At 73.1% G+C, this 23,566-nt stretch carries 25 protein-coding genes and 1 pseudogene; 11 read left to right on the top strand and 15 right to left on the bottom strand.

The window, feature by feature from the left end:
- Nucleotides 1–51: 51 nt before the first annotated feature.
- The 3 genes and pseudogenes from ACFVYS_RS09515 to ACFVYS_RS09505 all read right to left on the bottom strand — a co-directional run.
- Nucleotides 52–939 (bottom strand): annotated as a pseudogene (locus ACFVYS_RS09515) (D-alanyl-D-alanine carboxypeptidase family protein); the annotation flags it as partial.
- Between the two features lie 88 nt (nt 940–1,027).
- Complete coding sequence (rho, locus tag ACFVYS_RS09510) at nt 1,028–2,170, bottom strand: transcription termination factor Rho (protein WP_389500391.1); 1,143 nt, start codon at nt 2,168–2,170, stop codon at nt 1,028–1,030.
- 234 nt (nt 2,171–2,404) lie between these two features.
- The gene (locus ACFVYS_RS09505) at nt 2,405–2,707 is read right to left on the bottom strand and encodes a hypothetical protein (protein ID WP_389500389.1); all 303 of its coding nucleotides are present in this window, start codon (nt 2,705–2,707) and stop codon (nt 2,405–2,407) included.
- A 41-nt stretch (nt 2,708–2,748) separates the two neighbouring features.
- Here ACFVYS_RS09505 and ACFVYS_RS09500 point away from each other — a divergent pair, with 41 nt between their 5' ends.
- Both ACFVYS_RS09500 and ACFVYS_RS09495 read left to right on the top strand, forming a co-directional pair.
- A complete protein-coding gene (locus tag ACFVYS_RS09500) occupies nt 2,749–3,318 on the top strand; it encodes a hypothetical protein (protein WP_389500387.1) in 570 nt (189 codons plus the stop codon).
- 52 nt (nt 3,319–3,370) lie between these two features.
- A complete protein-coding gene (locus ACFVYS_RS09495) occupies nt 3,371–4,270 on the top strand; it encodes a hypothetical protein (protein WP_389500385.1) in 900 nt (299 codons plus the stop codon).
- A gap of 121 nt (nt 4,271–4,391) precedes the next feature.
- Here the strand turns inward: ACFVYS_RS09495 and ACFVYS_RS09490 are convergent, their stop codons facing one another.
- Complete coding sequence (locus ACFVYS_RS09490; protein ID WP_389500383.1) at nt 4,392–4,799, bottom strand: nuclear transport factor 2 family protein; 408 nt, start codon at nt 4,797–4,799, stop codon at nt 4,392–4,394.
- 79 nt (nt 4,800–4,878) lie between these two features.
- Here ACFVYS_RS09490 and ACFVYS_RS09485 point away from each other — a divergent pair, with 79 nt between their 5' ends.
- Both ACFVYS_RS09485 and ACFVYS_RS09480 read left to right on the top strand, forming a co-directional pair.
- A complete protein-coding gene (locus ACFVYS_RS09485; RefSeq protein ID WP_389500381.1) occupies nt 4,879–5,442 on the top strand; it encodes a PadR family transcriptional regulator in 564 nt (187 codons plus the stop codon).
- Between the two features lie 5 nt (nt 5,443–5,447).
- Nucleotides 5,448–6,176 (top strand): class I SAM-dependent methyltransferase, encoded by a 729-nt coding sequence (locus ACFVYS_RS09480; protein ID WP_389500379.1) that lies wholly within the window; start codon nt 5,448–5,450, stop codon nt 6,174–6,176.
- 29 nt (nt 6,177–6,205) lie between these two features.
- Here the strand turns inward: ACFVYS_RS09480 and ACFVYS_RS09475 are convergent, their stop codons facing one another.
- From ACFVYS_RS09475 to ACFVYS_RS09445, 7 genes are all read right to left on the bottom strand, one after another.
- The gene (locus ACFVYS_RS09475) at nt 6,206–6,964 is read right to left on the bottom strand and encodes a GntR family transcriptional regulator (RefSeq protein ID WP_389500377.1); all 759 of its coding nucleotides are present in this window, start codon (nt 6,962–6,964) and stop codon (nt 6,206–6,208) included.
- A 155-nt stretch (nt 6,965–7,119) separates the two neighbouring features.
- Nucleotides 7,120–8,286 (bottom strand): serine hydrolase domain-containing protein, encoded by a 1,167-nt coding sequence (locus ACFVYS_RS09470; protein WP_389500375.1) that lies wholly within the window; start codon nt 8,284–8,286, stop codon nt 7,120–7,122.
- A gap of 108 nt (nt 8,287–8,394) precedes the next feature.
- Nucleotides 8,395–8,799 (bottom strand): nuclear transport factor 2 family protein, encoded by a 405-nt coding sequence (locus ACFVYS_RS09465; protein WP_389500373.1) that lies wholly within the window; start codon nt 8,797–8,799, stop codon nt 8,395–8,397.
- Between the two features lie 10 nt (nt 8,800–8,809).
- Nucleotides 8,810–9,778, bottom strand: coding sequence for an acetylxylan esterase (locus ACFVYS_RS09460; protein WP_389500371.1), 969 nt, complete (start codon nt 9,776–9,778; stop codon nt 8,810–8,812).
- A gap of 87 nt (nt 9,779–9,865) precedes the next feature.
- Entirely contained in the window at nt 9,866–10,453 is a 588-nt protein-coding gene (locus ACFVYS_RS09455; protein ID WP_389500738.1) for a hypothetical protein, read from the bottom strand.
- A gap of 156 nt (nt 10,454–10,609) precedes the next feature.
- Nucleotides 10,610–11,365 (bottom strand): ferredoxin reductase, encoded by a 756-nt coding sequence (locus ACFVYS_RS09450; protein ID WP_389500369.1) that lies wholly within the window; start codon nt 11,363–11,365, stop codon nt 10,610–10,612.
- Nucleotides 11,358–11,963, bottom strand: coding sequence for a sulfite oxidase-like oxidoreductase (locus tag ACFVYS_RS09445; RefSeq protein ID WP_389500368.1), 606 nt, complete (start codon nt 11,961–11,963; stop codon nt 11,358–11,360). The genes ACFVYS_RS09450 and ACFVYS_RS09445 overlap by 8 nt, the downstream gene beginning before the upstream one ends.
- Nucleotides 11,964–12,170: 207 nt before the next feature.
- On the opposite strand from ACFVYS_RS09445, the gene ACFVYS_RS09440 reads away from it, so the two are divergent.
- A complete protein-coding gene (locus tag ACFVYS_RS09440; protein ID WP_389500366.1) occupies nt 12,171–13,103 on the top strand; it encodes a zinc-binding alcohol dehydrogenase family protein in 933 nt (310 codons plus the stop codon).
- On the top strand, nt 13,100–13,828 hold the full coding sequence (locus ACFVYS_RS09435) for a GNAT family N-acetyltransferase (RefSeq protein WP_389500365.1): 729 nt from the start codon (nt 13,100–13,102) through the stop codon (nt 13,826–13,828). Before ACFVYS_RS09440 ends, ACFVYS_RS09435 begins: the two co-directional genes overlap by 4 nt.
- A gap of 19 nt (nt 13,829–13,847) precedes the next feature.
- Here the strand turns inward: ACFVYS_RS09435 and ACFVYS_RS09430 are convergent, their stop codons facing one another.
- Nucleotides 13,848–14,309, bottom strand: a complete 462-nt coding sequence (locus ACFVYS_RS09430; RefSeq protein ID WP_389500363.1) for a MarR family winged helix-turn-helix transcriptional regulator — start codon at nt 14,307–14,309, stop codon at nt 13,848–13,850.
- 375 nt (nt 14,310–14,684) lie between these two features.
- Here ACFVYS_RS09430 and ACFVYS_RS09425 point away from each other — a divergent pair, with 375 nt between their 5' ends.
- The gene (locus ACFVYS_RS09425; protein ID WP_389500361.1) at nt 14,685–15,440 is read left to right on the top strand and encodes a putative protein N(5)-glutamine methyltransferase; all 756 of its coding nucleotides are present in this window, start codon (nt 14,685–14,687) and stop codon (nt 15,438–15,440) included.
- Here ACFVYS_RS09425 and ACFVYS_RS09420 read toward each other — a convergent pair.
- Nucleotides 15,433–16,137 carry a hypothetical protein gene (locus ACFVYS_RS09420; protein ID WP_389500359.1) on the bottom strand — a complete coding sequence of 235 codons (705 nt, stop codon included), beginning with the start codon at nt 16,135–16,137 and terminating at the stop codon, nt 15,433–15,435. The genes ACFVYS_RS09425 and ACFVYS_RS09420 overlap by 8 nt on opposite strands.
- Nucleotides 16,138–16,254: 117 nt before the next feature.
- On the bottom strand, nt 16,255–18,321 hold the full coding sequence (locus tag ACFVYS_RS09415; RefSeq protein ID WP_389500357.1) for a SpoIIE family protein phosphatase: 2,067 nt from the start codon (nt 18,319–18,321) through the stop codon (nt 16,255–16,257).
- Nucleotides 18,322–18,565: 244 nt separating this feature from the next.
- Here ACFVYS_RS09415 and ACFVYS_RS09410 point away from each other — a divergent pair, with 244 nt between their 5' ends.
- From ACFVYS_RS09410 to ACFVYS_RS09395, 4 genes are all read left to right on the top strand, one after another.
- A complete protein-coding gene (locus ACFVYS_RS09410; protein ID WP_389500355.1) occupies nt 18,566–19,459 on the top strand; it encodes a hypothetical protein in 894 nt (297 codons plus the stop codon).
- 133 nt (nt 19,460–19,592) lie between these two features.
- Nucleotides 19,593–19,961, top strand: a complete 369-nt coding sequence (locus tag ACFVYS_RS09405; protein WP_389500353.1) for a hypothetical protein — start codon at nt 19,593–19,595, stop codon at nt 19,959–19,961.
- A gap of 140 nt (nt 19,962–20,101) precedes the next feature.
- Nucleotides 20,102–22,117 (top strand): FAD-dependent oxidoreductase, encoded by a 2,016-nt coding sequence (locus ACFVYS_RS09400; protein ID WP_389500351.1) that lies wholly within the window; start codon nt 20,102–20,104, stop codon nt 22,115–22,117.
- Between the two features lie 31 nt (nt 22,118–22,148).
- The gene (locus ACFVYS_RS09395) at nt 22,149–22,694 is read left to right on the top strand and encodes a PadR family transcriptional regulator (protein WP_389500349.1); all 546 of its coding nucleotides are present in this window, start codon (nt 22,149–22,151) and stop codon (nt 22,692–22,694) included.
- Nucleotides 22,695–22,707: 13 nt separating this feature from the next.
- On the opposite strand, the gene ACFVYS_RS09390 is transcribed toward ACFVYS_RS09395, so the two are convergent.
- Entirely contained in the window at nt 22,708–23,253 is a 546-nt protein-coding gene (locus tag ACFVYS_RS09390) for a hypothetical protein (protein ID WP_389500347.1), read from the bottom strand.
- Between the last annotated feature and the right edge of the window lie 313 nt (nt 23,254–23,566).

Genomic DNA, 23,566 nt, shown 5'->3' with positions numbered 1-23,566 from the left:
CACCGTCACGACGAGGGTGCGTCCGCCCTGACGGGCGGCGGCGACCAGGGTGTTGCCGGCGTTGCTGGTGTAGCCGTTCTTGATCCCGATCAGCCCCGGGTACGGCTCGACCCCGTCCGCCCCGGTCAGCAGCCGGTTGGTGTTGGCGATCTCGTACGACCAGCCTTCGTCCCCGGGGAAGCTCGCCTCCGCGGTGCCGCAGTACCGGGCGAAGTCCGCGTTGCGCAGTCCCGCCCGCCCGAACACCGCCAGGTCGTACGCGGACGACACCTGGCCCGGGGTGTCGTATCCGTCGGGCGACAGCACCTGGGTGTCCAGGGCGCCCAGGGAGCGCGCCTTGGCCTGCATCCGGGTGGCCGTGGCGTGCCAGCCGCCGCTGAGGGCCGCCAGTACGTGCACGGCGTCGTTTCCGGAGTTGAGGAACACTCCGCGCCACAGGTCGGCCACCCGGTACGTGTGCCCCTCGGTGACTCCGACGAGGCTGCTGCCGGGCCCGACGCCGCTGAGTTCCTCCTCGCTCACCCGGTGCCGGATCTCGCCGGGCAGGACCGGCAGCACCGTGAGGGCGAACAGGGTCTTGAGGGTGCTGGCCGGGGGCAGTTTGCGGTGCGCGTTCGACGCGGCGAGCACCTCACCCGTCCGCGCGTCGGAGACCAGCCAGGACAGCGCCGAGACGTCCGGGACCTCGGGGGCGCCACGGTGGGGTCTGACCTGCGTCCCGGAGCGGTAGAGCACGGACGGCCGGGGCACGGTCACCCGTGGGCCACCTGGTCCACCGGGCCCACCGGGCGTTCCGGGTCCACCGGGCGATCCGGGTCCACCGGGCGTTCCGGGGTCCGCGCCGGCCGGGGCGGCCACGGCGGGGCCGAGGGCGAGGACGCCCGCCACACAGAACGCGCACGCCGTCGCAACGGCCCGGGAAGAGAATCCGATCGTCATACGAACAACGTAGGAATGAACCCGGCGTTCCCCGCGCTTCCCGTGCCGGACACGGGGGCGCGTGCACCCGGATGCCGCACGCTGCGCCCTATGCGGCGGGCAGGGTCGGCTGGATGCGGCGCAGAAAGGCCGTGTTGTCAGGCGTCTCGCGCATCCGCTCCAGGAGCGTCTCCAGGTTCGCCTGGCCGTCCCGGGTCTGCAGGGCCCGGCGCAGACCGCGTACGGCGGTCAACTCGCCGGGGGAGTAGAGGAGTTCCTCGCGCCGGGTGCCGGAGCCGTCGATGTCGACGGCCGGGAAGACCCGGCGGGAGGCCGGTTCGCGGTCGAGGCGGAGCTCCATGTTGCCGGTGCTCTTCAGTTCCTCGAAGTAGAAGTCGTCGGCGCGGGAGCCCGTTTCGACCAGGGCGGTGGCGAGGACGGTGAGCGAGCCGCCCTCCTCGGCCGCCCGGGCGGCGCCGAAGAACCGCTTGGGGCCGATCAGCGCGGTCGCGTCCACACCACCGCTGAGGGTGCGGCCCCCGGCGGCGGCCGCGTTGTTGTGGGCCCGGCACAGCCGGGTGAGCGAGTCGAGGAGGATCACGACGTCCTCGCCCGCCTCGACGAGCCGCTTGGCCCGCTCGATGACGAGTTCGGCCAGCGCGATGTGCTGCTTGGGCGCCCGGTCGAACGTCGAGGCGTACACCTCGCCGCGCACGGAGCGCCGCATGTCGGTGACCTCCTCGGGCCGCTCGTCGAGCAGGACGACCATCAGCCGTGCCCCGGGGTGGTTACCGGCGACGGCGGCGGCGATCTGCTGGATCAGTACGGTCTTGCCCGTCTTCGGCGGGGCGACGATCAGTCCGCGCTGGCCCTTGCCGATCGGCGCGAGGAGATCCGTGACGCGTCCGGCGAGGCCGGCCGCGGGATGTTCCAGGCGGAGCCGCTCGTGCGGGTGGACGGGTGTGAGATCGCGGAAGTTCCGGCGGGCGCGCAGCTCCTCGGGCGTACGGCCGTTGACACGGGCGACCTCGGTGAGGGCGCGCTGGGTACCGCGCACCCCTTCGACGAGGTCGCCCCTGCGCAGGCCGTGACGGCGGATCAGCGCGGCCGGGACCTGGAGGTCGGCGGGTGTGGGCAGGCAGTCCGCGGGGCGCAATTGCCCCTTCCCGCCGGCGTCGATGTCGAGGACACCGGCGGCGACCCGGACCGGGGGCTGCTGCCGTACAGGGGGGTGTTCGAGAGTGGTGGTCATGGTGGTCGGTCCTTTCGAGGACGGAAGGCATGAGGCATGCGGAGAGGGGGGAGCAGCCGCGAAGGGAGGGCGCACGGCGCGCCTCGGGCGGCGGGAACAACACCTCGGCCACGGCGGAACCGAACCGTCGGTGAGGTGGTGCGGGAAAGCCGCTGTACCGGTCGGAAACGACGGGTGATGCGGCGAACTGAAGGGAACTGGCACCGGCGCCCACAAAGGGGGCGTACACAAGTGCTACCGGCACTGTAGCACGCCGGTCGGTCCCGATGGCGTCAACGCCCCCACGGCGACGGTTGTTCCCCATAGCGCGGCCACCCAACGGAGGGTGGCGCGGAGGTGCTGTGTCGCCTGTGCCGAGCCGTGCCGTCCGTCGCGGCCGCATACCAGCTTCGTCGCCTTCGTCGCCTTCGTCGCCTTCGTCGCCTTCGTCGTCGCGGAGCAGCGCGCCGCGTCGCCGATGTTCAACTTCGAGCTCCTGAGGATCCCGTCGTTCGCGTCCGCCGCCGTGGGTGCGCCGGCCGGCGTGTTCGGCTTCATCGGCACCGCCTACTGCGTCTCCGATCCGCCTCGGCGCCGCCATGCACCTCAGCGCGCTGCGGGCCGGCATGCCGTTCGTGATCCTCCAGCTCGTCCCGCTGCTCCTGGCGCCCGTGCTGAGCCGGATGCTCACCCGGGTAGAACCCCGCCGGCTGCTGATGGGCGGCCTGCTGCCGATGGCCGCCGGGCAGTTCTGGATCGCGGCCCTGCCCATCACGACCACCTCGCTCGCCGCGTTCATCGGCCCGGTGCTGCTGCTCGGCATCGGCTTCATCTGCGTGGTCTCCTCACTGACCTCAGCCGCCGTGAACGCCGGCAGCGACAGCGCCCGCGCGGCGGCCGAGGCCGCCCTCGGTCACGGGATGGCGGCCGGCGTGGTGATCTGCGGCCGCGCGTCGCTGCTGGGCGCGCTGGTCACGCTGTTCCTGGTGCGGAGGAGCACCGCGCAGGCGACGGTCGGCGCCCAGGTGCAGACGGCGACCGTCCAGGCACCGGCCCTCGGCCGCACCAGCGGTCCGGGAGGGGGAGCCGGACCGACGGCGCACCCAGGAGAGGCCGGGCGAAGGTCCCGGCCTCTTCCGGGTTCTCCCACAGATGTCCCCAGAGGGTAACGATCCGTAACGGTAGGGGACTTGACCGCCATTTCTGCATTATCTTCACGTCATGTCCACGCCGCCTCAGCCCCCGCAGCAGCCGGAGCAGTCGTCCGAGGCGCCGGCCCAGCCGAGCGCGTACCCCTATCCGCATCCGCAGTCGCCGGCCCCCGGCGGGCCGTTGGGTTTCCCGCCGGCGGCGCCCGCGACCCAAGTCGGCCAGCCGAGCGTCTATGCCCAGCCGACCCTGGTCGGGCAGCCCGCGCCGCCCCAGCCGGTCAACCCGTACCTCCAGCAGGGTCCGTACCCCGTGGTCGGCCCGCCGCCCGGAAGCGGTGGCGGTGGCGGTGGCGCGGGGAAGGCCGTCCTGTGGGGCGCCGTCGGAGCGGTGCTGGCGTCCGCCGCCTGGGCGGCCGGCGTCTTCCTGATCGGCGCCGAAGATGATCCGGACCTGCGCGGTTACTCGGCGCCGTCGAACCTGTGCAACTCCACGGACTACTCGTCCTTCAAGGAGGAGTACCCGGACAACGACACCTCCCCGACGCACAACAGCCTCAAGGACGACGCCCTCGACGAGGGCCTGTGCAGCATCAGCCTGAAGAAGTCCACGTCCAGCTACGCGGACGCCTACCTGTACTCCCAGCTGGACCTGCACAAGAAGACCGACCCGGGACCGGAGTTCACGGCGGCGTGGAAGAACTATGCGGACAGCCACACGGGTTACGACGTGGAGGCCGTCACGGGCATAGGCGACGAGGCCTATCTCGTCAGCGACGACACCACGTCCGGGTCGACGAGCGGATCCCTCTACGCCACGCTCGCCGTGCGGGACGGCTGGGTGACGTACACGATGAGTTACAGCGCCTACTACTCCTCGTACGACGACGACAAGGACCCGCCGACGCTCGAAGAGGTCACCGGCTACCTGAAGACGGACACGAGGACGACCTTGGCGGACCTCGGGGGCTGAGGCCCGCCCGGGTCAAGGCGCCGCGGGGCAGGAAGGTGACCCTGGCCGTCGACGGGACGCCGACGGCCCTCGCGCCGGGCGCGACCTACACGGGAGCCCTCACTCTCACGGTGGCCCGACGTCAGGAGGCGGAGGCCGACCGGGCCTCCGCCTCCTTCAGGATCTGGTCGAACTGCGCTCCCATCGCCGCCGCGAGAGCCTGGGCGCCCGACAACGGGCGGACCATGACCGTGAGTTCGTCGATGAGCCCCTCCTCGTTCAGGTGGATGAAGTCGCAGCCGGTCAGCTCCCGCCCGCCCACCCGGGCCCGGAACACCAGCGCGTGGTCCCGCCCGTCGCCCCCGTCGAGCTCGCGCTCGTAGCGGAAGTCCTCGAAGACCCGCGTCACCCCGCGCAGGATCGACGCGGTGATCGCCTTGCCCGGGTACGGCTTGAACACGACCGGACTGGTGAACACCACGTCCTCGGCCAGCAGCGCTTCGACGGCATCGAGATCGCCGGCCTCGACCGCCTCGCGGAACGCGCGCATCGGATCACCTCATCGCGTAAGTAATAAATTTGTTGAGTAGGTGTCGATGACAATAATCGCCTCCTGCTACCGTGTCCATATGTCCCTCAAGTACGCCGTCCTGGCCGCCCTCCTGGAAGGCGAGGCCTCGGGCTACGAACTGTCGAAGGTCTTCGACGTCTCCCTCGCGAACTTCTGGCCCTCGACCCCGCAGCAGCTCTACCGCGAACTGGAGCGCCTCGCGCAGGACGGCCTGATCGAGGCACGGGTGGTGCAGCAGGAACGCCGGCCGAACAAAAGGATGTTCACCCTCACCGAGGCCGGCCGCGCGGACCTGGACGCCTTCGCCGCCACCCCGCCGCGCCGGCCCACCGTCATCCGCGACGAACTCCTCATCAGGATCCAGGCGATGGACGGCGTGGACCCCGAGGTGACCCGCGCCCTGGTCGAGGAGCGCAGGACCTGGTCCCGCGCCAAGCTCGACCGCTATCTGCGGGTGCGCGACCGCCTCCTCGACGGACGCACCGAGGACGCGTACCTGACCGAGGCCGACCGGATCGGCCCCTATCTGACGTTGACGGCCGGCATCGCCTTCGAGGAGACGAACCTGGCCTGGTGCGAACGCGCCCTGCTGCTCCTGAAGCGGCGGACGGCCGTAGGCTGACGCGGATGTTCAGTCCCGAAGGTCCCACCCTGCGCGAACTCGCCGTCCAGGCCATGTCGTCCGTCGAGCACGGCTACGACCTCCTCGCGCCGAAGTTCGACCACACGCCCTTCCGCACCCCGGACGCCGTCCTGGACGCGGTCGCCTCGGCCCTGAAGGACTCCGGCCCGTACGAGGACGGCCTCGACCTGTGCTGTGGCACGGGCGCGGGGGCCGAGGTCCTGGCGACGGTGTGCCGGGGGAGTGTGACGGGCGTCGACTTCAGCGCCGGCATGCTGGCGCAGGCGCGCGAGCGGGTCCGTCCGGCGGGCCCGCGGGTGTCCTGGGTGCGCGCGGACGCCCGCGCCCTGCCGTTCACCTCGGCCTTCGACCTCGTCGTCAGCTTCGGCGCGTTCGGGCACTTCCTGCCCCGCGAGCTGCCGGGCCTGTTCGCCCGGGTGCGGACCGCGCTGCGGCCGGGCGGATGCTTCGCGTTCCCGGTCCTGGCCCCGCCGAGGCGGTCCTCACCGGCGTACTGGATGCTCCTCGGCTTCGACGCCGTGATGCGGGTCCGTAACGCCCTGTGGCGGCCGCCGTTCGTGATGTACTACCGCGCCTTCCGGCTCGGTGACGTGCGGCGCGAACTGGAGCGCGCCGGGTTCCGGGTGGACCTCCGCGCCCTGCCCGAGTTCGGGACGAGGAGCGACGGAAGCCCACGGGTGCGCATGGTCGAGGCGCGCCGGACGGACCGCTGAGACGGTGCGCGGAGCCGGTCCGGACGGGATCAGCCGGCCGCGGGCAGTGTGAACGCGTAGACCAGTGCCTCCCGCCGGGTGTCCACCACCAGGTCGGTGATCTCCAGGGGGCGCGCGTACTGGTCGTGCACGCGCCGGGTGACCCGCATCGACGGGTCGTCGTCGAGATGCGTGATGCAGTCGCGGTGGTGCAGGGTCAGGCCGGCCCGGCGCATCCAGTCGTAGGCCCGCCGCAGCTCCGGGGAGGCGTTCGAGTCGGCGCGGTCGCGGTAGCGGGCCAGCTCCTCCACCTCGGCCAGGGCGACCGCGGAGAAGGACGTGACGGCCGTACGCAGACCGCGTCCGTCGGCGCGGGCGGACTCGTAGCGGTGCACCAGCGTCGGCCGGTGCGGGGCGAGTCCGAGCGCCTCGGCGTGCGCGGGCGGGGGCGTCTCCCAGCTGACGGCGGCGCGGGCCACCGCCGACGCGTCGTCCGCGGGCCGGGCGCCCAGGGGAAAGGCGAGGAACGACGGGGTGCCGAGCGACCCGGCCGGCAGGGCGGCGTGACTGCCCCGCCGGTCGGTCTCGACCAGCCCGTCGCTCCGCAGGACCTCCAGGGCCTGCCGTACGGTCTGCCGGCTGACGCCGAAGTGTCCGGCCAACCGCCGCTCGGCCGGCAGTCGTTCGCCGGGAGCGATGGTGCCCTCGCGCAGCTCGCCGAGCAGCTCCGTGGCGATCCGCCGGTACAGCGGTCCTTCGTCGGGGTGCGGGTGGACATGAGGGGTGGTGGGGGTGGTGCTGCGGGCCATGCCGCGCGCCTCCTGTGGGTGACGTGCCGTGGTCGTGCGGACTCGGTGCGCCACCAGATCTAGCATTGGTCTAAACCAGCAGGGAAGGGTGTGCCGCCCGATCGGCCGAAACCGGACCGCCCCGCGCCGCCCGTACGCCCGCGCCGCGCCGCCGCTCAGAGCGCGCTGTACAGGGCGTCCACCAACGCCGTCTTCCGCGGGTCGTCGGCGATGTGCGGCCCCATGCGGTTCATCACGTACCCCAGCGACACCCCCGCCTCCGGGTCGGCGAGCCCGCACGAGCCGCCGAAGCCGTCGTGTCCGAAAGCGCGCGGGTTGGGTCCGTACGATCCGTTCGGACCGCTGAGCCACAGCCCGAGCCCGATCTCCGTCTCGTGCGCGAACCCCGCCCCCAGCACCAGGTCCCGGCAGGCGCCCTGTCCCTCGCGCACCCGCTCGGCCGCCTCGGGGGAGAGGACCCGACGCCCGCCGTACGTGCCCCGGCCGGCGAAGATCCCGTAGAGCGCGGCCACCGCCCGCGCGGTGCCGTGGCCGTTCGCCGCCGGGATCTCCGCGGCCCGCCAGCGCGGCGAGTTGGCCTCGCTCGCGCCCGCCACCGGATTGGTCAGGGCGGCGACGGCCGCCGGTGCCAACTGGCTGAGGATCGCGGCCTGTTCGCTGGACGAGGCGACCGGCGGATGCACCAGCTCGGCCGCCCGCCCGGCCTCCTTCTCCGGCAGCCCGATCGTGAAATCGACGCCCAGCGGACCGGTTACCTCCCGCTCCAGGAAGGCCCCCGGCAGCAGCCCCGACACCCGCCGCACCACCTCCCCGACCAGGAAGCCGTAGGTGAGCGCGTGATAGCCGGACCGGGTGCCCGGCTCCCACCAGGGCTCCGTGGCCGCGAGGCGGGCGGTGGTGAGCTCCCAGTCGTAGAGCTGCTCCAGGGAGTGCGGCTCGCGCAGCCCGGCCAGGCCCGCCCGGTGGGACAGCAACTGCCGGACCAGGACGCGCTCCTTGCCCGCCGCGCCGAACTCCGGCCAGTACGCGGCCACCGGAGCGTCGAGGTCGAGCAGCCCCCGGTCGGCGAGGATGTGCGCGCACAGCGCCGTCGGCCCCTTCGACGTGGACCACACGTTGACCACGGTGTCCCGCTCCCACGCGCGCGTGCCCGCCGCGTCGGCCCGGCCGCCCCACAGATCGGCCACCGGTACGCCGTCGACCGTGACGCTCACCGCGGCGCCCAGCTCGCCCCGGTCCCGGAAGTTCTCCTCGAAGGCCGCGCGCACCGCCGCGAACCGTGGATCGCAGTGGCCGTGGATCTGTGGCACGTGCTCGGACATGGAGCCTCCGTGGTTCCGCCGGAACCCCGGACCGCTACGGTGCGGCCCGGGCACCCCGAACATACCGACTGGTCGGACTGGAGGGAAGTGTGCCGAACGGGTCCTGGATCACAGGAGAAAGGCCGGCCCTGTCGGCTCCTGGTGGCCCTCCGTCGTGTGCCAGTAGTCCCGTGACTCGACCACCAGCCCGGCCTCGTCGAACCGGACGAAGACACAGCCGGCCAGCGTGCCGGCCGCCCCGTCCTCCTCGGCCAGCACCCGGAACTCCGCCACCGCGACCCGGTCCGCGCCCACGAGCGGAGGCGAGAACCGCACGTCGGTCACCCGCTCCGCCGTGAACGACCAGCGCAGATAGGCCTCCAGCTCGGCCCGCCCCCGGTGCGGTTCCCGGAACGGCATCGACAGGTGGACGCAGGTCTCGGCGTACAGCTCCAGCAGCGCCGCCACGTCGTGCGAGGCCCAGGCCCGCTCCCACACCGCTGTGAACCGCTCGGCGGCGGCACGCGTGTCCACGCGCCGGCCCTCAGACGTACGACCGCAGCCAGCGCAGCTTGGCCGCCTCCTGGTAAGGGCCGCCGCCCTCGTGGTCGTTGAAGTCGTACACCTCGATCTCCTTGTCCTCGTGCGCCCACGCGTTGAAGGCCGCGAACACGGTCGACGGCGGGCAGGTCTGGTCCTCCAGGGCCGCCGAGAACAGCGCGGGAGCCGAACCCCGGGACGCGAAGTGCACCCCGTCGAAGTACGCCAGGGTGCCCAGGACGTCCTGCGAGCGGCCGCGGTGCGTCTTGAGGAACAGGCCTATCTCGCGGTACGGGTGACGGTCCGTCAGCACCGCAGCGCGCGGGAAGTCGCACAGGAACGGCACGTCCGGGGCGATGCCCGCGAGATCCGGCACCAGGCCGCCCACGGCGATCGTGATGCCGCCGCCCTGGCTCCCGCCGGTCGCCACGGTCCGTGCCGCGTCGGTCAGCGGGTGGGAGCGGGCCGCCTCGACCGCGCGCACCGCGTCCGTGAACACCCGGCGGTAGTAGTAGTTCTCCGGGGCGTCGATGCCCCGCGTCATGAAACCGGGGTACGAGGGCGCACCGCCCACCGGATCCGCGGTGCCGCCGCCCCCGCCCCAGGCGCTGCCCTGGCCGCGGGTGTCCATGATGAAGTGCGCGCGGCCCGTCGACGCCCACAGCAGATGCTCGTGCGGCAGCCCGCGTCCCCCGCCGTAGCCGACGAACTCCACGACCAGGGGCAGCGGTTCCTCCGCCTGGGCGGGCAGCGTCAGCCAGCCCTTGACGGGATGCCCGCCGAAGCCGGCGAAGGTCACGTCGTACACCCGCACCGTGGTCAGACCCGTGTCGACCGGCTCGAAGCGGGCGTCCAGGTCGTGCGCACGGGCCTCCTGGAGGGTCTTGGACCAGAACGCGTCGAAGTCCTCGGGCTCGGTGGACGCGCTGCGGTAGGTACGGAGCTCCTCGTCGGTCAGGTCGAACAGGGGCATGAAGGACCGCCTTTTGTTAAGTGCCCATACGAATGATCACACCGTACGTGGGCACCGGGAGGCCTCGCCAGACTTTGGTCAGGAGCTTCAGGCGGGCCTGCGGCGGGTCCACCGGGGTTCCGTGCGGGCCCACTCCCGCTCCCACTCGCCCAGCCGGTGCCGCATCGCCACCCGGCGGGTCACGGCGTGCCCGAGCAGCACCACGACGGCCGTACCCCCGGCCGCGCACGCACCCATGGTGAGGGTGTGCTGCCACACCATGGTGTCGTTCGGCGGCGGTGCGACGTTGCGGCCCCGCGTGTCGAACCAGACGTCCACCATCTCGCCCGCGCGCGTGCCCGCCGGAACCCGGGCGGTGGCCGTCCGCGCGGGCTCGCCCGGCGGGGTCCACCGCACGGCCACCGTGGACATCTGCTGTCTTACGCCCTCCACCGTGGGCAGGGCCTCGGGAGGGTGACCGACGACCTCGGCCCGGACCCGGTGGCGTTCGGCCCGCAGTCGGTCCGCGACCGCCTGGGCGTCGGCATGGCCCCACTGGCCGGCGAGCGCCCCGGCCAGCGGCACGGCGACCAGCAGCAGCACGGCGAAGAACAGCGCCGTCCACGCCTCCACCACGTCGGACCGCCGTCGCAGCGGGTTGTCCCGCAGACGTCGGCCGCGCACCCGGTCTCGCATGTCGACCTCCTCGCCGTCACGCGTACGAGTGCCCACATGAGCGTCATACCCCGTTCGGAGTACATCGTTTCACGCATCGTTCACGTCGGCCCCTCGGCAGCCGGGGACGCCGGGGACGGGCGGGGAGGGAGCGGCCCGGTGCGGCGGCCCGGCGGGTCAGCCGAAGCGTTCGATCCGGATGCGGTCGACCGGCTGCCCCGCCCGGACCAGCAGCCGCGAGGCGTGCTCGGCGAACGCGTTGGAGCCGCACACGTACGCCTCCCAGCCGCCCGCCGGCTCCTCGGCGAGCAGCGGGGCGAGGTGACGTGCCGCGAGCCGCCCCACGGGCACACCCCGCGGCGCGCTCCGCGTGAACACGGGCGTCGTCTCGGCGCCGTACTCCCGCGCGTAGATCAGCTCTTCGGGACCGCGCGCGGACACCAGCAGCCGCAGCGGTACGCCGAGGCCGCGCGCCCGGTGGTGGCGGACCATCGACATCAGCGGGACGACCCCGGAGCCGGCCCCGATCAGCAGCGCGGGCCGGTCGCCCGGCCAGGCGAAGAAGCCGCTGAGCGGACCCCGCACCTGGACCTCGTCACCCGGCTGTGCCCTGCTGTGGAACCAGCCCGAGACCTCGCCGCCGTCCACGTGGTCCAGGGTCAGCTCCACGTGCCCGCCGTCGTCGGGCGCCGAGGCGATCGAATAGTGCCGTTGGGCGGTGTAGCCGTCGTCCGCGGTCAGCCGCAGCATCAGGTGCTGGCCGGGCAGGTGCCCCGCCCAGGCCGGCACCGCGAACCGGAAGGTGGCCGCGTGCGGGGTCTCGCGGCGGATCTCGGTGAGCGTCGCCGTCTGCCACAGGGCGGCGGCCCGGTTGCTCACGGCGATCCGGCCCGGCACCGCGAACCGGGTCGGGGGAGTGAAGGTCTCAGTCACCGGCGTACCTCTGCTCCTCCCACGGGTTGCCCCGCGCGTGGTAGCCGTTCTGCTCCCAGAAGCCCGGCTCGTCGTGGTCGAGGAGCCGCAGGCCCGCGATCCACTTGGCGCTCTTCCAGAAGTACAGGTGCGGCACCAGCAGCCGCGCCGGACCGCCGTGCTCGGCCGCGAGCGGCTTCCCGTCGTACTCCCAGGCGATCCACGCCCGGCCGCCGGTCAGGTCGGACAGGGGCAGGTTGGTGGAGTAGCCGGTGTGCGAGTACGCGACCGCGTGCGTCGCGGACGCGTCGGGCCGGACGGCCGCGAGGAACGCGTCCAGGGACACGCCCCCGAACCGCACCCCGAACTTGGACCAGCTGGTCACACAGTGGATGTCACCCTCGTACGCGGACTCCGGCAGCGCGTGCGCCTCGTCCCAGTCCCAGGTGCGGGGCGCCGCCACCAGCCCGTCGACGCGGAAGGTCCAGTCCGCGGGCGCGAGGTCGGGCGTGACCTCGGCGGACAGCACGGGCCAGTCGTCGCCCGCGTCGTACTGGCCGGGGGGCAGTCCCGGACGGTGGACACGGGGACGGCCGGTGAAGCCTCGGGTGACGTTCATGGGGTTCCAGCGGGCGGACGGCGGATGTTCACGCAGTCCACCGTACGTGCATGTCAGCCGTGCTCCGCAACCGGTCCGCCCGCCGATCATTAAGCCCGTATGAACAGTCCCGCGAGGGGGGAATAGCCACCGGGCCCCGGCTCTTGCAGGTGTCGTTCCGGATCCAGCGGTCCAGCGGTCCGGTGCCAGCGAAGGAGAGTGGGAGCAATGCCGAAGGCGTACGTCTTCACCCGGTACGGCGGCCCGGAGACCGAGGCCCTCGTCGACCTGGACCGCCCCCGGCCCGGGCCCGGCGAGGTGCTCGTCGCCGTGCGCGCGGCGGGTGTGAACCCCGTCGACTGGAAACAGCGCACGGGATACCGGCGCCCCGGCGAGAGCGGCGAGCGCGCGTTCCCCTCGGTCCTGGGCAACGAGGTGGCCGGCGTGGTCGAGGAGACCGGCGAGGGCGTCAACGGGTTCGCGCCCGGCGACGAGGTGTTCGGCACCGCGGTCGCGGGCGGCTACGCCGAGTACGCGCTGCTGGCCGCCGGCATCACCGCGCACAAGCCCGCCGGGCTGTCGTTCGCCGACGCCGCGACCCTTCCCGTGGCCGCGGCGACCGCCTACGACGGTGTGCACCAGCTCGACCTGCCGGCCGGAGCGACCCTGTTGGTCACCGGCGCGGGCGGCGGAGTCGGGGTCGCCGTCGCGCAGATCGCCCGCACCCGCGGACTGCGTGTCCTGGGCGTCGCGAGCGAGGGCAAGAAGGACCTCCTCGAGTCGCTGGGCGCCGTGCACGTGCCGTCCGGCCCGGACTGGGCGGCAGCGGTGCGTCCGACCGCGCCGGACGGCGTCGACGGCGTCTACGACCTCGTCGGCGGCGAGGTGCTGCACGAGGCGGCCGGCCTGGTGCGGGACCGCACCCGGCTGATCACCGCCGGAGCCCCGGCCGAGGAGGTCGAGCGGCTGGGCGGCGCCCGGGTGGCCCGCGCCCGCGACGCGGCCGTGCTGCGGGCGGTGGCGGACCTGGTCGTGCGCGGCGAACTGGACCCGCATGTCACCCTCACGTTCCCGCTGGAGCGGGCCGGCGAGGCACTGCGCGAGGTCGAGAGCGGCCACGCCCGGGGCAAGGTCGTCCTGGAGATCGGAGCGGACGCATGAGCGCCGTCGAGCCCCCGCACGTCCTCGACAACCCCGCCCTCGCCTCCCTGACCGGTCCGCACGCCCACTTCGCCGAGCGCCGGGGCCGGGTGCTGCGCTACCCCGTCGACGTGTCGCCCTGGCTGGCGCTGCCGGACGAGCCGGACGCGGCCGACTGGGCGGATCTCGCGGCGCTCGCCGGTCCCGGCGCGGAGGTCCCGCTGCCGGGCTTCCGCGGTGAGCTCCCGGCCGGCTGGGAGCTCACCCTGCAGATCGAGGGCGTGCAGTTCGTCGACGACGGGCTGGCCGCCGCACCCGAACCCGAGGCCGTCCGGCTCGGTGCCGCCGACGTGCCCGAGATCCTCGACCTGATCGCCCGCACCCAGCCGGGGCCGTTCGAGGCCCGGACCATCGAACTCGGCACCTACCTGGGCATACGACGGGACGGCGCCCTGATCGCCCTGGCCGGCGAGCGCCTGCATCCGCCGGGCTGGACCGAGATCAGCGCGGTCTGCACCGACCCCGCCTTCCGGGGCGAGGGCCTGGCGACCCGGCTGATCCTGGCCGTCGCCCACGGCATCCGCGAACGGGGCGAGACGCCCTTCCTGCACACCAGCGCGGGCAACACGAACGCCATCCGCCTCTACGAGTCCCTGGGCTTCCGGCTGCGCCGCAGAACGGCGTTCCTGGCGGCACGGGTGCCGGAGCGGCTGGGGGAGGGGCGGGAGTCGGTCCCGGTGGCGTAGCGGGCCGGCCGGCCGGGGGTCACGGGGCCGCCGGGGGAGGCAGGTCGCTCCCGGCGGCGGGCCCGCGCCACGCGTTGTAGCGCACCAGGTACTCCGCGAACCGCTCCAGGTCCGCCTGCGGCCACTGCGCCAGCCGTTCCCGGAAGGCCGTACGGCGGCTCTCGGTGACCTGGGCGAGGATGCGGCGGCCGGTGTCGGTGAGGTGCAGGACCTGGACGCGGTGGTCCTCGGGGTCCTGGCGCCGCTCGATCAGGGCGGCGCGCTCCAGGGCGCCGACCTGGCGGCTGACCGTGGACTTGTCCAGGGCGTAGTGCGCGGCGAGGTCGGTGGCCCGGCAGCCGCCGCTGTCCTCGAGGTGGCCGAGGAGCGTGTAGGACACCAGCGACAGCTCGGGGTGCAGCCGGCCCGCCGAGGCACGGGCCCGCCGGGCGAAGCTCGTCATCTCGCGCTGGATGGTCTCCACGGCCTCGGGTGCTTCCACCGGTCCTCCCTCAGTAGCCTGGTTGCATAGTACAACTCAGGTGGCGAGGGCTCCCGTGCCAGGAACGCCGTCCGGTCTCTGGGGTAGGGTGGCCGTCCGGCTGCGGAGGTTCCCAGTCGCGCGTGACCGAGGAGGTGGGACCCATTACCGCAGTGTCAGGTCGGGTGCTCTCCTCCCGTGACAGCGTGGATCGCCGCCGGTAGGCGACCGTGAGAGCGCCCTTCGGCTTCCGAAAGGCTTCTCGGCTTCATGCCCCCTCGTTCTCCCGCGTCTTCGTCCTCTCCCGCTTCTCCCCTTCCGCGTTCCTCTCGCTCTTCTCGTTCTCCCGTTGGTTCCTCGCCTTCCTCGGCCTCCCCTTCGTCGTCCCGTGACGCTTTGGTCGCCGTTCTGCGGGGTGCCGGGTGTGTGTTCGCCGAGGACGAGGCGGAGTTGATCCTCACCGCCGCCCGCACGCCCGACGAGGCCGCGGCCATGGCGGCCCGCCGCGCGGCGGGCCTGCCGCTCGAACACGTCGTCGGCTGGGCCGAGTTCCACGGTCTGCGGATCACCGTCGAGCCGGGCGTCTTCGTGCCTCGCCGCCGCACCGAGTTCCTCGTCGACCAGGCCCTCGCCGCGGTGCCGCACGCCCGCGTCGTCGTCGACCTGTGCTGCGGCTCGGGCGCCGTCGGCGCCGCCCTCGCCGCCTCCCTCGGACAAGTCGAGCTGCACGCCGCGGACATCGACCCGGCGGCGGTGAGCTGCGCCCGGCGCAACCTCGCGGAGCACGGCGGACACGCGTACGTCGGCGACCTGTTCGCGGCGCTTCCCGGACAACTACGGGGCCGAATAGACATCTTGGCGGCGAACGTGCCCTACGTTCCCACCGGCGAGGTCCCCCTGCTGCCCGCGGAGGCCCGCGACCACGAGCCGCTCGCCGCCCTCGACGGCGGCGGTGACGGGCTGGACGTGCTGCGCCGGGTCGCCGCCGAGGCGCCGCGCTGGCTCGCCCCCGGCGGCTGTGTCCTCGTCGAGACCAGCGAGCGCCAGGCCCCGGCCGCCGTCGAGGCGTTCACCCGCGGCGGTCTGACGGTGCGTCTGACGGAGGACGAGGAGCTGTACGCCCACGTGGTCGTCGGCACCAGGGTCAGGTAGCGGCTCCGCTGCCCGTGGGGCCGGGGGAGCGGTCGTCCCCGCGGTTCCACGGGCCGTGCCCCGGGGAGTCGTCGTGCCGGTCGCCGGGGCCGCGTCCGCCGGGGCCGCGTTCGTCGAAGGTGCCGGACAGGACGCGGTCGGCGGTGTAGGTGTGACCGGAACGGGAGCCGACGACGCGGACGGTGTCGCCCTTCTTCAGCGCGTCGGCCCCGGAGCCGGAGGCACCGTCGGCGGACACGGTCGTGTCCGCGCCCACCGTCCACGTCCACGAGACGCCGTCCTCGCTCCTGACGGTGACCCGGTCGTCGGCCGCCTTCGTCACGGTGCCCCGCTGCCAGACGCGGACCACCCAGTCGCCGCTCTCGGGGTCCTTGACGGTCGCCTCACCGTGCGCGGCGTCCCCGCCCGTCCCGAACCACATGCCGCCGTGGCCGTGCCGTCCACCGGGCCCCTCGGAGAAGGACGCGGACGGGGCCGCCGACGGCGAGCCGCCTCCGGAGTCGCCCGAGGTCGCCGCGTATGCGACGGTGCCGCCGAGCGCCAGGACGGCGACGGTGGTGGCAGCGATCACCGCCCGGCCGCGGGCCGACCGGCGCCGCCACAGCGCGCGCAGGTCCGCACGGTCCCGTTCCGTGTGGACCGGTCCCGAGAGCAGTTCGACCTCTTGCGGCCCTTCGGGCCTGTCCGGCTCCTGCATCACGGCTCACTCTCCTCGGCCACGACGGCGGCACCACTGCCACGCCTCACTGTGATTGTCCGAGGTGTGCGGTAAGGAAGCGATAACAAAAGCCTGTGAATCGGACGGCGGCGCCGCTCACTCCCCGGCCCGCGCACGCGCCACCAGCAGCGCCACGTCGTCGTGGTTGTCGGGGCGGTGCAACGCGCTCAGCAGCAGGTCGCACACCTCCTCCAGCGGCCGCGCGGGATCGTCTAGCAGCGCCAGCAGCGCGTCCAGCCGTTCGTCGAGCGAGTGGGTGCGGGTCTCGACCAGGCCGTCGGTGTACAGCACGAGCTGGTCGCCGGGGGCGAAGTCGACGTCGGTCGTGGAGAACGGCACCCCGCCCACGCCCAGCGGCGCGCCGGTGGGCAGGTCGAGCAGCTCCGGCTGACGGTTCGGGCGGATGTGCACCGGCGGCAGATGGCCGGCGTTGGCGATCCGGCACCTCCCCAGCCGGGGGTCGTGGACGGCGTACACGCAGGTGGCGATGGAGTGGTCCAGGCCCTGGGTGATCCGGTCCAGGTGTTCCAGGAGGACCGCCGGGTCGAGGTCGAGGGAGGCCAGCGTGGTCGTCGCGGTGCGCAGCCGGCCCATCGTGGCGGCGGCGTCGATACCGCTGCCCATCACGTCACCGACGACGAGCGCCGTCTTGCCGTCCGGGAGCGGGATGACGTCGAACCAGTCGCCGCCGACCTCGGTGGTGGCGCCCGCGGGCTGGTAGCGGGACGCGACCTCGAGGCCGCCGGTGACGGGCGGATGGCTCGGCAGCAGGCTGCGCTGGAGGGTGAGCGCCGTGGTGCGGGCGCTCTGGTACCAGCGGGCGTTGTCGATCTGGACGGCCGCCCGGGCCGCCAGCTCGCGGGCGAGCAGCAGGTCGTCGTTGCCGAACGGCAGGGGGTTGCGGGTCCGTTTGAGGTCGAGGGCGCCCAGCACCTCGCCCCGCGCGATGAGCGGCACGGCCAGATAGGAGTGCACACCGGCCCGCGCCAGCAGGGCGGCCGCCTCGGGGGAGTGGGCGATGCGCCCCAGGTCCTCGTCCTTGACCTGGGCCACCATGACCGGCCGGCCCGAGCGTACGCACTCGGTGACGAGCCGGTCGGGCGCGTAGCGGGCCACCTGGCCGGGCTGGTCGGCGGCCCGCAGGGCGTCGGGCTCGTCGGCGCCGCACACCGCGAGGGCGCGGATCACGGCCGATTCGGCGGGCCCCAGGCTGGTGCGGCGGCCCGCCATCACCGCGTCGAGCAGATCCACCGCGGCCACGTCCGCCAGTTCCGGAACGGCCACGTCGGCCAGTTCGAAGGCGGTGCGTTCCAGGTCCAGGGTGGTGCCTATCCGCGCGGAGGCGTCCGCGATCAGTGCCAGCCGGCGGCGCGCCGCCTCGGCCTCGACGGCGGCCCGGTGCCGGTCGGTGACGTCGACGACCGAGACGGCCACGCCCAGCACGGTGCCGCGGGCGTCCTCCAGGCGGTACAGGGACAGGGACCAGGCGTGGTCCTCGTCAGGGTCGGCGGGGGTGCGGCCGACCGTGGACCGGTCGAGGAGCGGCTCCCCGGTCCGCAGCACCTGGCGCGCCGCGGCCTCCAGGGCCTCCGCGTCCAGCCGGGGCAGCACCTCGTGGATGGTCCGGCCCAGGTGATCGGCGGCCGGAACGCCGTTGATCCGCTCCAGCGCCGGGTTGACCGAGACGTACCGCAGGTCGGTGTCCAGGACGGCGAGGCCGTTGGGGGACTGCGCGACCATCCGCGTCGAGAGAGCCAGGTCCCGTTCCAGCCGGCGCACCGTCGTCCGGTCGGTGGCGAGACCCAGGGCGTAGACGTCGCCCCGGTCGTCCATGAGGCGCATGTTGCGGAACTCCACCAACCGGGTGGTGCCGTCCTTGCGCAGGATCGGGAACGCCCCCGCCCAGCTCTCGCCGGTGGCCATGACATCGGCGAACAGCTGCACGACCAGGTCGACGTGGCGTTCGTGGACCATCACATGGGCCGCGTACCGCCCCAGCGCCTCATGGGCCGAGTATCCGAACAACTCCTCGGCCTGGGGGCTCCACAGGGCGATGCGCCCCTGGGTGTCGAGCACCACAGAAGCCACGTTGAGCACGTCCAGCAGGCCGCTGGGCCCGGTCGGGGCACTGCCCTCAGCCGCGGACGATCCGGCTCCGTTCATGCCACGCACCGCCTCCGCTTATCGACGCGGCACGCCGTCCCCCGTGCCGACTCCCCTGTTCTACCGTGCTCAACCCTTTTCTCCCACGCCTTGGGCGCCCTTCTTCATGCTCCTCCAGTACGGCGTCGCGCGCCGTTCTCCTCAAGGCCCGCACCTGTCCATGGAATTGGTCTGTACATGACTATCCTGCCGGGCCAGACTGTCCGCCGAGCGCGCCCACCCCCCCCACTTGACGAGGAGTCCCATGCCCCTGCGTCCTGCCCGCCGCCGTCGCCCCCCGGCCGGCACCGCCCGCACCGCCGCCCTGGCGCTGGCCTTGGCGACGGTCGCCGTCCTCTCCGCGGCCCCGCCCGCCGCGGCCGCCGACACCTGGACCGAGGTCGGCTCCGACCGCGCCGACCCGCTGACCGAGAGCCAGGGCCTGGCGTCGGTCGAGATCCCGGCGGGCAGCGCCAACCGCTACACCGGCATCGGCACCATCCCCTTCTCCGTCTCCACCCGGGGCTGGAACCACGTCGGCGACCCCGACGCCTCCTACGACGGCTACTACGTCGAGCCGTACCAGAGCGACTCGAACAACGCGAAGATGTACCGCGTGCAGGCACCGGGCGGCGCCTGGTCCGAGTACGTCCACGCGCTCGGCTCGGGTGAGGCCCTGAACAACTCCTGGGCGGCGATCACCCCGAACAGCCAGTGGATGCTGTCCGGCGAGTGGGGCACCATGACCCGGTTCCTCGTCTTCCCGACCCCGGGCGCCAACCCCGCCACCTCGCCCTCCGCGAACCTGCCGCAGGTGTCGACCGTCCGCCTCGACCATGCGGTGCGCGATGTCCAGGGCTGCGACTTCACCGGCCCGACCACCCTGCTGTGCGCCTCGGACGACCCGGCGGGCACTCTCTTCGGCATCACCAAGCCCCTCCTCCAGATCGACCTGTCCGCCGAACCGAACGGCACCTCCGACGTCACCGGCCATGTCACCGCCCTGCGTCAGCTGCCGCTGCGCAGCTCCTGCTCGGGCACGTTCGAGGCAGAGGGCATCGACTACGACCGCCGTTCCGGCACCCTGCGGGTGATCGTCGTGTCTCCCGGGTTCTGTGTGCTGACCGACAGCAAGACGTACCGCTTCACCCGGAGCTGACCGGGGCCGGCCCGACCTCCGGCGCCCCTCCTGTCGCTGGTCCCACTCGGAAAGTGGTGCTTTTCTGGGGATGTGGCGCGGTGCGCGGGGAACCCGCACCTCCGCGTCACATCCCACGAGAGGAGCGATCACGATGGATCGCGAACGACCGCACGAGGAGTCCGTCTCCGTCGAGATCAGCGGGTGCAGCAAGGAGGACGCCCGGATCGTGTTCGACACGCTGAACGAGTGCTTCGAGTCGGATCGCGGCAGCGACGAGGCGCCGCAGCAGCTCCACGAGAGCCGCCCGATGGTGTGGCTCGGCACCTTCGAGGTGACCGAGGCGCGCGACTGCGCCCGGCCGGCCCGGCTCTCGTCCTCCGTCGAGGCCGACGCGCAGGGCAGTTACTGGGCGATCGAGCGGCTCCGCTCGACCCTGGACTCGGTCTTCGCGGTGCGCGACCTCTCCTCGGCCTCCGGGGACCAGGAGCGGGAGCTGCACGTTCTGCTGGAGAGCCGGTGAGGCGGCGACGCCGGTGAGCCGGTAGGCGGCGACGCCGGTGACCTGCGGCACATGATGCCGATCCCATTGTGCAACTAGTTGCATAAACCGTGCGCGGTCCTCTAGAACTGGAGGGAAGACACCGCGCACGGAGGGCTGTCATGAGCCGTTACCCGCATCTGCTGAGCCCGCTCGACCTGGGCTTCACCACGCTGCCCAACCGCGTCCTGATGGGCTCGATGCACGTCGGCCTCGAGGAGGCCGAGCGCGGCTTCGAGCGCATGGCCGCGTTCTACGCCGCCCGCGCCCGCGGGGGAGTGGGCCTCATCGTCACCGGCGGCATCGCCCCCAACGACGAGGGGCGGCCGTACGAGGGGGGCGCGAAGCTCACCACGGAGGCGGAGGCCGAGCAGCACCGGGCGATCACCGACGCCGTGCACCGCGAGGGCGGCCGCATCGCGATGCAGATCCTGCACTTCGGCCGGTACGCCTACCACCGGGACCTGGTCGCTCCCAGCCCGCTCCAGGCGCCGATCAGCCCCTTCCCGCCCCGCGAGCTGACCGACGCCGACGTCGAGCGCACGATCGAGGACTACGTCCGCGCCGCCCGCCTCGCCCGGCGGGCCGGTTACGACGGCGTCGAGATCATGGGCTCCGAGGGCTACCTCATCAACGAGTTCATCGCCGCCCCGACCAACCACCGCACCGACCGCTGGGGCGGCTCGTACGAGAACCGGATGCGTTTCCCCGTCGAGATCGTGCGGCGGGTGCGCGAGGCGGTCGGCGAGGACTTCATCGTGGTCTACCGGCTGTCCATGCTGGACCTGGTGCCCGGCGGCTCGACCCTGGACGAGGTCGTCACCCTCGCGAAGGCCGTCGAGTCGGCCGGCGCCACGATCATCAACACGGGCATCGGCTGGCACGAGGCGCGCATCCCCACCATCGCCACCTCCGTGCCGCGCGGCGCCTACACCTGGGTGACGAAGAAGCTCATGGGCGCGGTCTCCGTCCCCCTCGTCACCACCAACCGCATCAACACCCCCGAACTGGCCGAGGAACTGCTCGCCGACGGCTGCGCGGACATGGTGTCGATGGCCCGTCCGATGCTCGCCGACCCCGAGTTCGTGGCCAAGGCCGCGGCCGGCCGCTCCGAGGCCATCAACACCTGCATCGGCTGCAACCAGGCCTGCCTGGACCACACCTTCAGCGGAAAGATCACCTCCTGCCTGGTCAATCCGCGCGCCTGCCACGAGACCGAGCTGATCCTCGCCCCGACCCGGCTGCGCAAGCGGGTGGCGGTGGTGGGTGCCGGTCCGGCGGGCCTGGCCTGCGCGGTGAACGCCGCCGAACGCGGCCATGACGTCACCCTCTTCGACGCGGCGAGCGAGATCGGCGGCCAGCTCAACGTGGCCCGCAAGGTCCCCGGCAAGCAGGAGTTCGACGAGACGCTGCGTTACTTCCGCCACCAGCTCGACGGGCACGGCGTGGACGTACGGCTCGACACCCACGTCGCCGCCGGGGACCTGGCCGAGTACGACGAGGTCGTCGTCGCCACCGGCGTCAGCCCCCGCACCCCCGACATCCCCGGCGTCGACCACCCGAGCGTCGTCGGCTATCTCGACGTCCTGCGCGACGGCGCCCCCGTCGGCGACCGCGTCGCGATCCTCGGCGCGGGCGGCATCGGCTTCGACGTCGCCGAGTTCCTCACCGACGGCGGCGACAAGGCGAGCGAGGACCCGGCGGCCTACTTCCGGCAGTGGGGCGTCGACATGGACTACCAGGGCCCCGGCGGTCTCACCGCTCCCGAGCGCCCGGCCCCGCCGCGCACGGTCCACCTCCTCCAGCGCAAGACCGGCAAGGTCGGCGCGGGCCTCGGCAAGACCACCGGCTGGATCCACCGCACCGAGCTCAAGCACCGGGGCGTCACGATGGTTCCCGGCGTGCGCTACGACCGTATCGACGACGCCGGGCTGCACCTCACCGTCGGCGAGCGGAGCACGCTCCTGGAGGTCGACACCATCGTGCTGTGCACGGGTCAGGACCCGCGCCGGGACCTGTACGAGGCGCTTCTCGCCGACGGCGCGAAGGCGCACCTCATCGGGGGCGCCGACGTCGCCGCCGAACTGGACGCCAAGCGCGCGATTCAGCAGGGCACGGAACTGGCGGCGGCGCTGTAGGACCGGGCCGGCGCCTCCCTAGGATGACTGCATGTCACTCCCGCACGCGATCCTGACCGCCCTGCTCGAGAGGCCCTCGTCGGGGCTGGATCTGACCCGCCGGTTCGACCGGTCGATCGGCTACTTCTGGTCGGCCACGCACCAGCAGATCTATCGCGAGCTGGGAAAACTGGAGTCCGATGGGCACATCCGGGCCCTGCCGACCCAGGCGCCGGCCCGCGGGCAGAAGAAGGCCTATGAGGTGCTGCCCGCGGGACGGGCCGAACTCGCCCGGTGGACGGCGGCCGCCCAGGATCCGAAGCCGCACCGCGACGCCATGCTGCTGCGGTTGCGCGCCGCGGCGGTCGTCGGCACCGCGGGCATCGAGGCCGACCTGCGCCGCCATCTCGAGCTGCACCGGCGGCAGTTGGCCGAGTACGAGGAGATCGAGAAGCGCGACTTCCCGCCCGGCGACGACAGCGCGCAGGCCAGGCTCCAGCACCTGGTCCTGCGCGCGGGCATCGAGCTGGAGACCTTCTGGACCCAGTGGCTCACCCAGGCCGTCGAGGAGCTGCCCGTGGTGGGGGACGCGACCTAGTGGGGGACGGGGCCTAGAGCCGGTACGGCTTCGAGCGGCGGCGCAGGAACCAGGCCGCCGCGATGATGCCCGTCCCCACCAGCGCCCCGCCCACCCCCATGGCGACGGGGCCGAAGTCGCGGGCCGCGCCACCGAGGCCTCCCATGACGCCCCGCGAGGGCGTAGGTGTCACCGTGACCCGCGGGGAGGCCGTGGCCGGGGTCGAGACGATCACCGACTGGGTGCCCGCGGTGCTGCCGTTGGAGCACATGACGACCACGGTGTACGTGCCCGGGGAGACGCCGGACCAGGCGGCGGACTGGCCGGCGGCCGTCCCGGACAGGGCGACCTGGCGCCCCTGGGCGAAATTCGCCTGGGCGCTGCCGAGCAGCGCCGCCGTGCCCCAGCTGCCGTTGATCTGGGTGCAGGCGCTGGTCACGACCGACACCGTGGAGCCGGTCGTGCTCACGGAGATGCCCGAAGCGCGGGCCACGGCCGGCTGGGCGGTGAGGGCGAGCGGCAGAGCGGCGGCGGCTGCGACGGTCAGCCCTGAGTGGACGAGGAAACGGGAAGTGCGCATCGGATGTCCTCCGGCGGCGGCACGGTTGGCGGTACATCCCTTGCGCCGCCGAAGGTCGGGTACGCCCGTGCTGCCTCAGGGGAAGCCAACGCGCCCCGGTCCCGCCCCGCATGCGGACGGCCACCGCCCAGGTGACGGATTCCTTCGGACGGCCCATGCGGACCGCCTCCCGGCGCGGTGACCGACCCGAGGCCGAGGGGCCCGACGGTCCCTCGACCGATGCCCCTGCCGATGCCCCGGCCGCGGGGCGACCCGCGGTGCGAGTGTCGGCGCGATGCCACGGCCGGGCAGTGGCCCCGGCCGTGGCCGGACC

It is taken from the genome of Streptomyces sp. NPDC058295 (genome assembly GCF_042880655.1).
Classification (GTDB): domain Bacteria; phylum Actinomycetota; class Actinomycetes; order Streptomycetales; family Streptomycetaceae; genus Streptomyces; species Streptomyces coriariae.
Note: the sequence above shows the minus strand (reverse complement) of the source record. Positions and strands in the feature narration are given on the sequence as shown.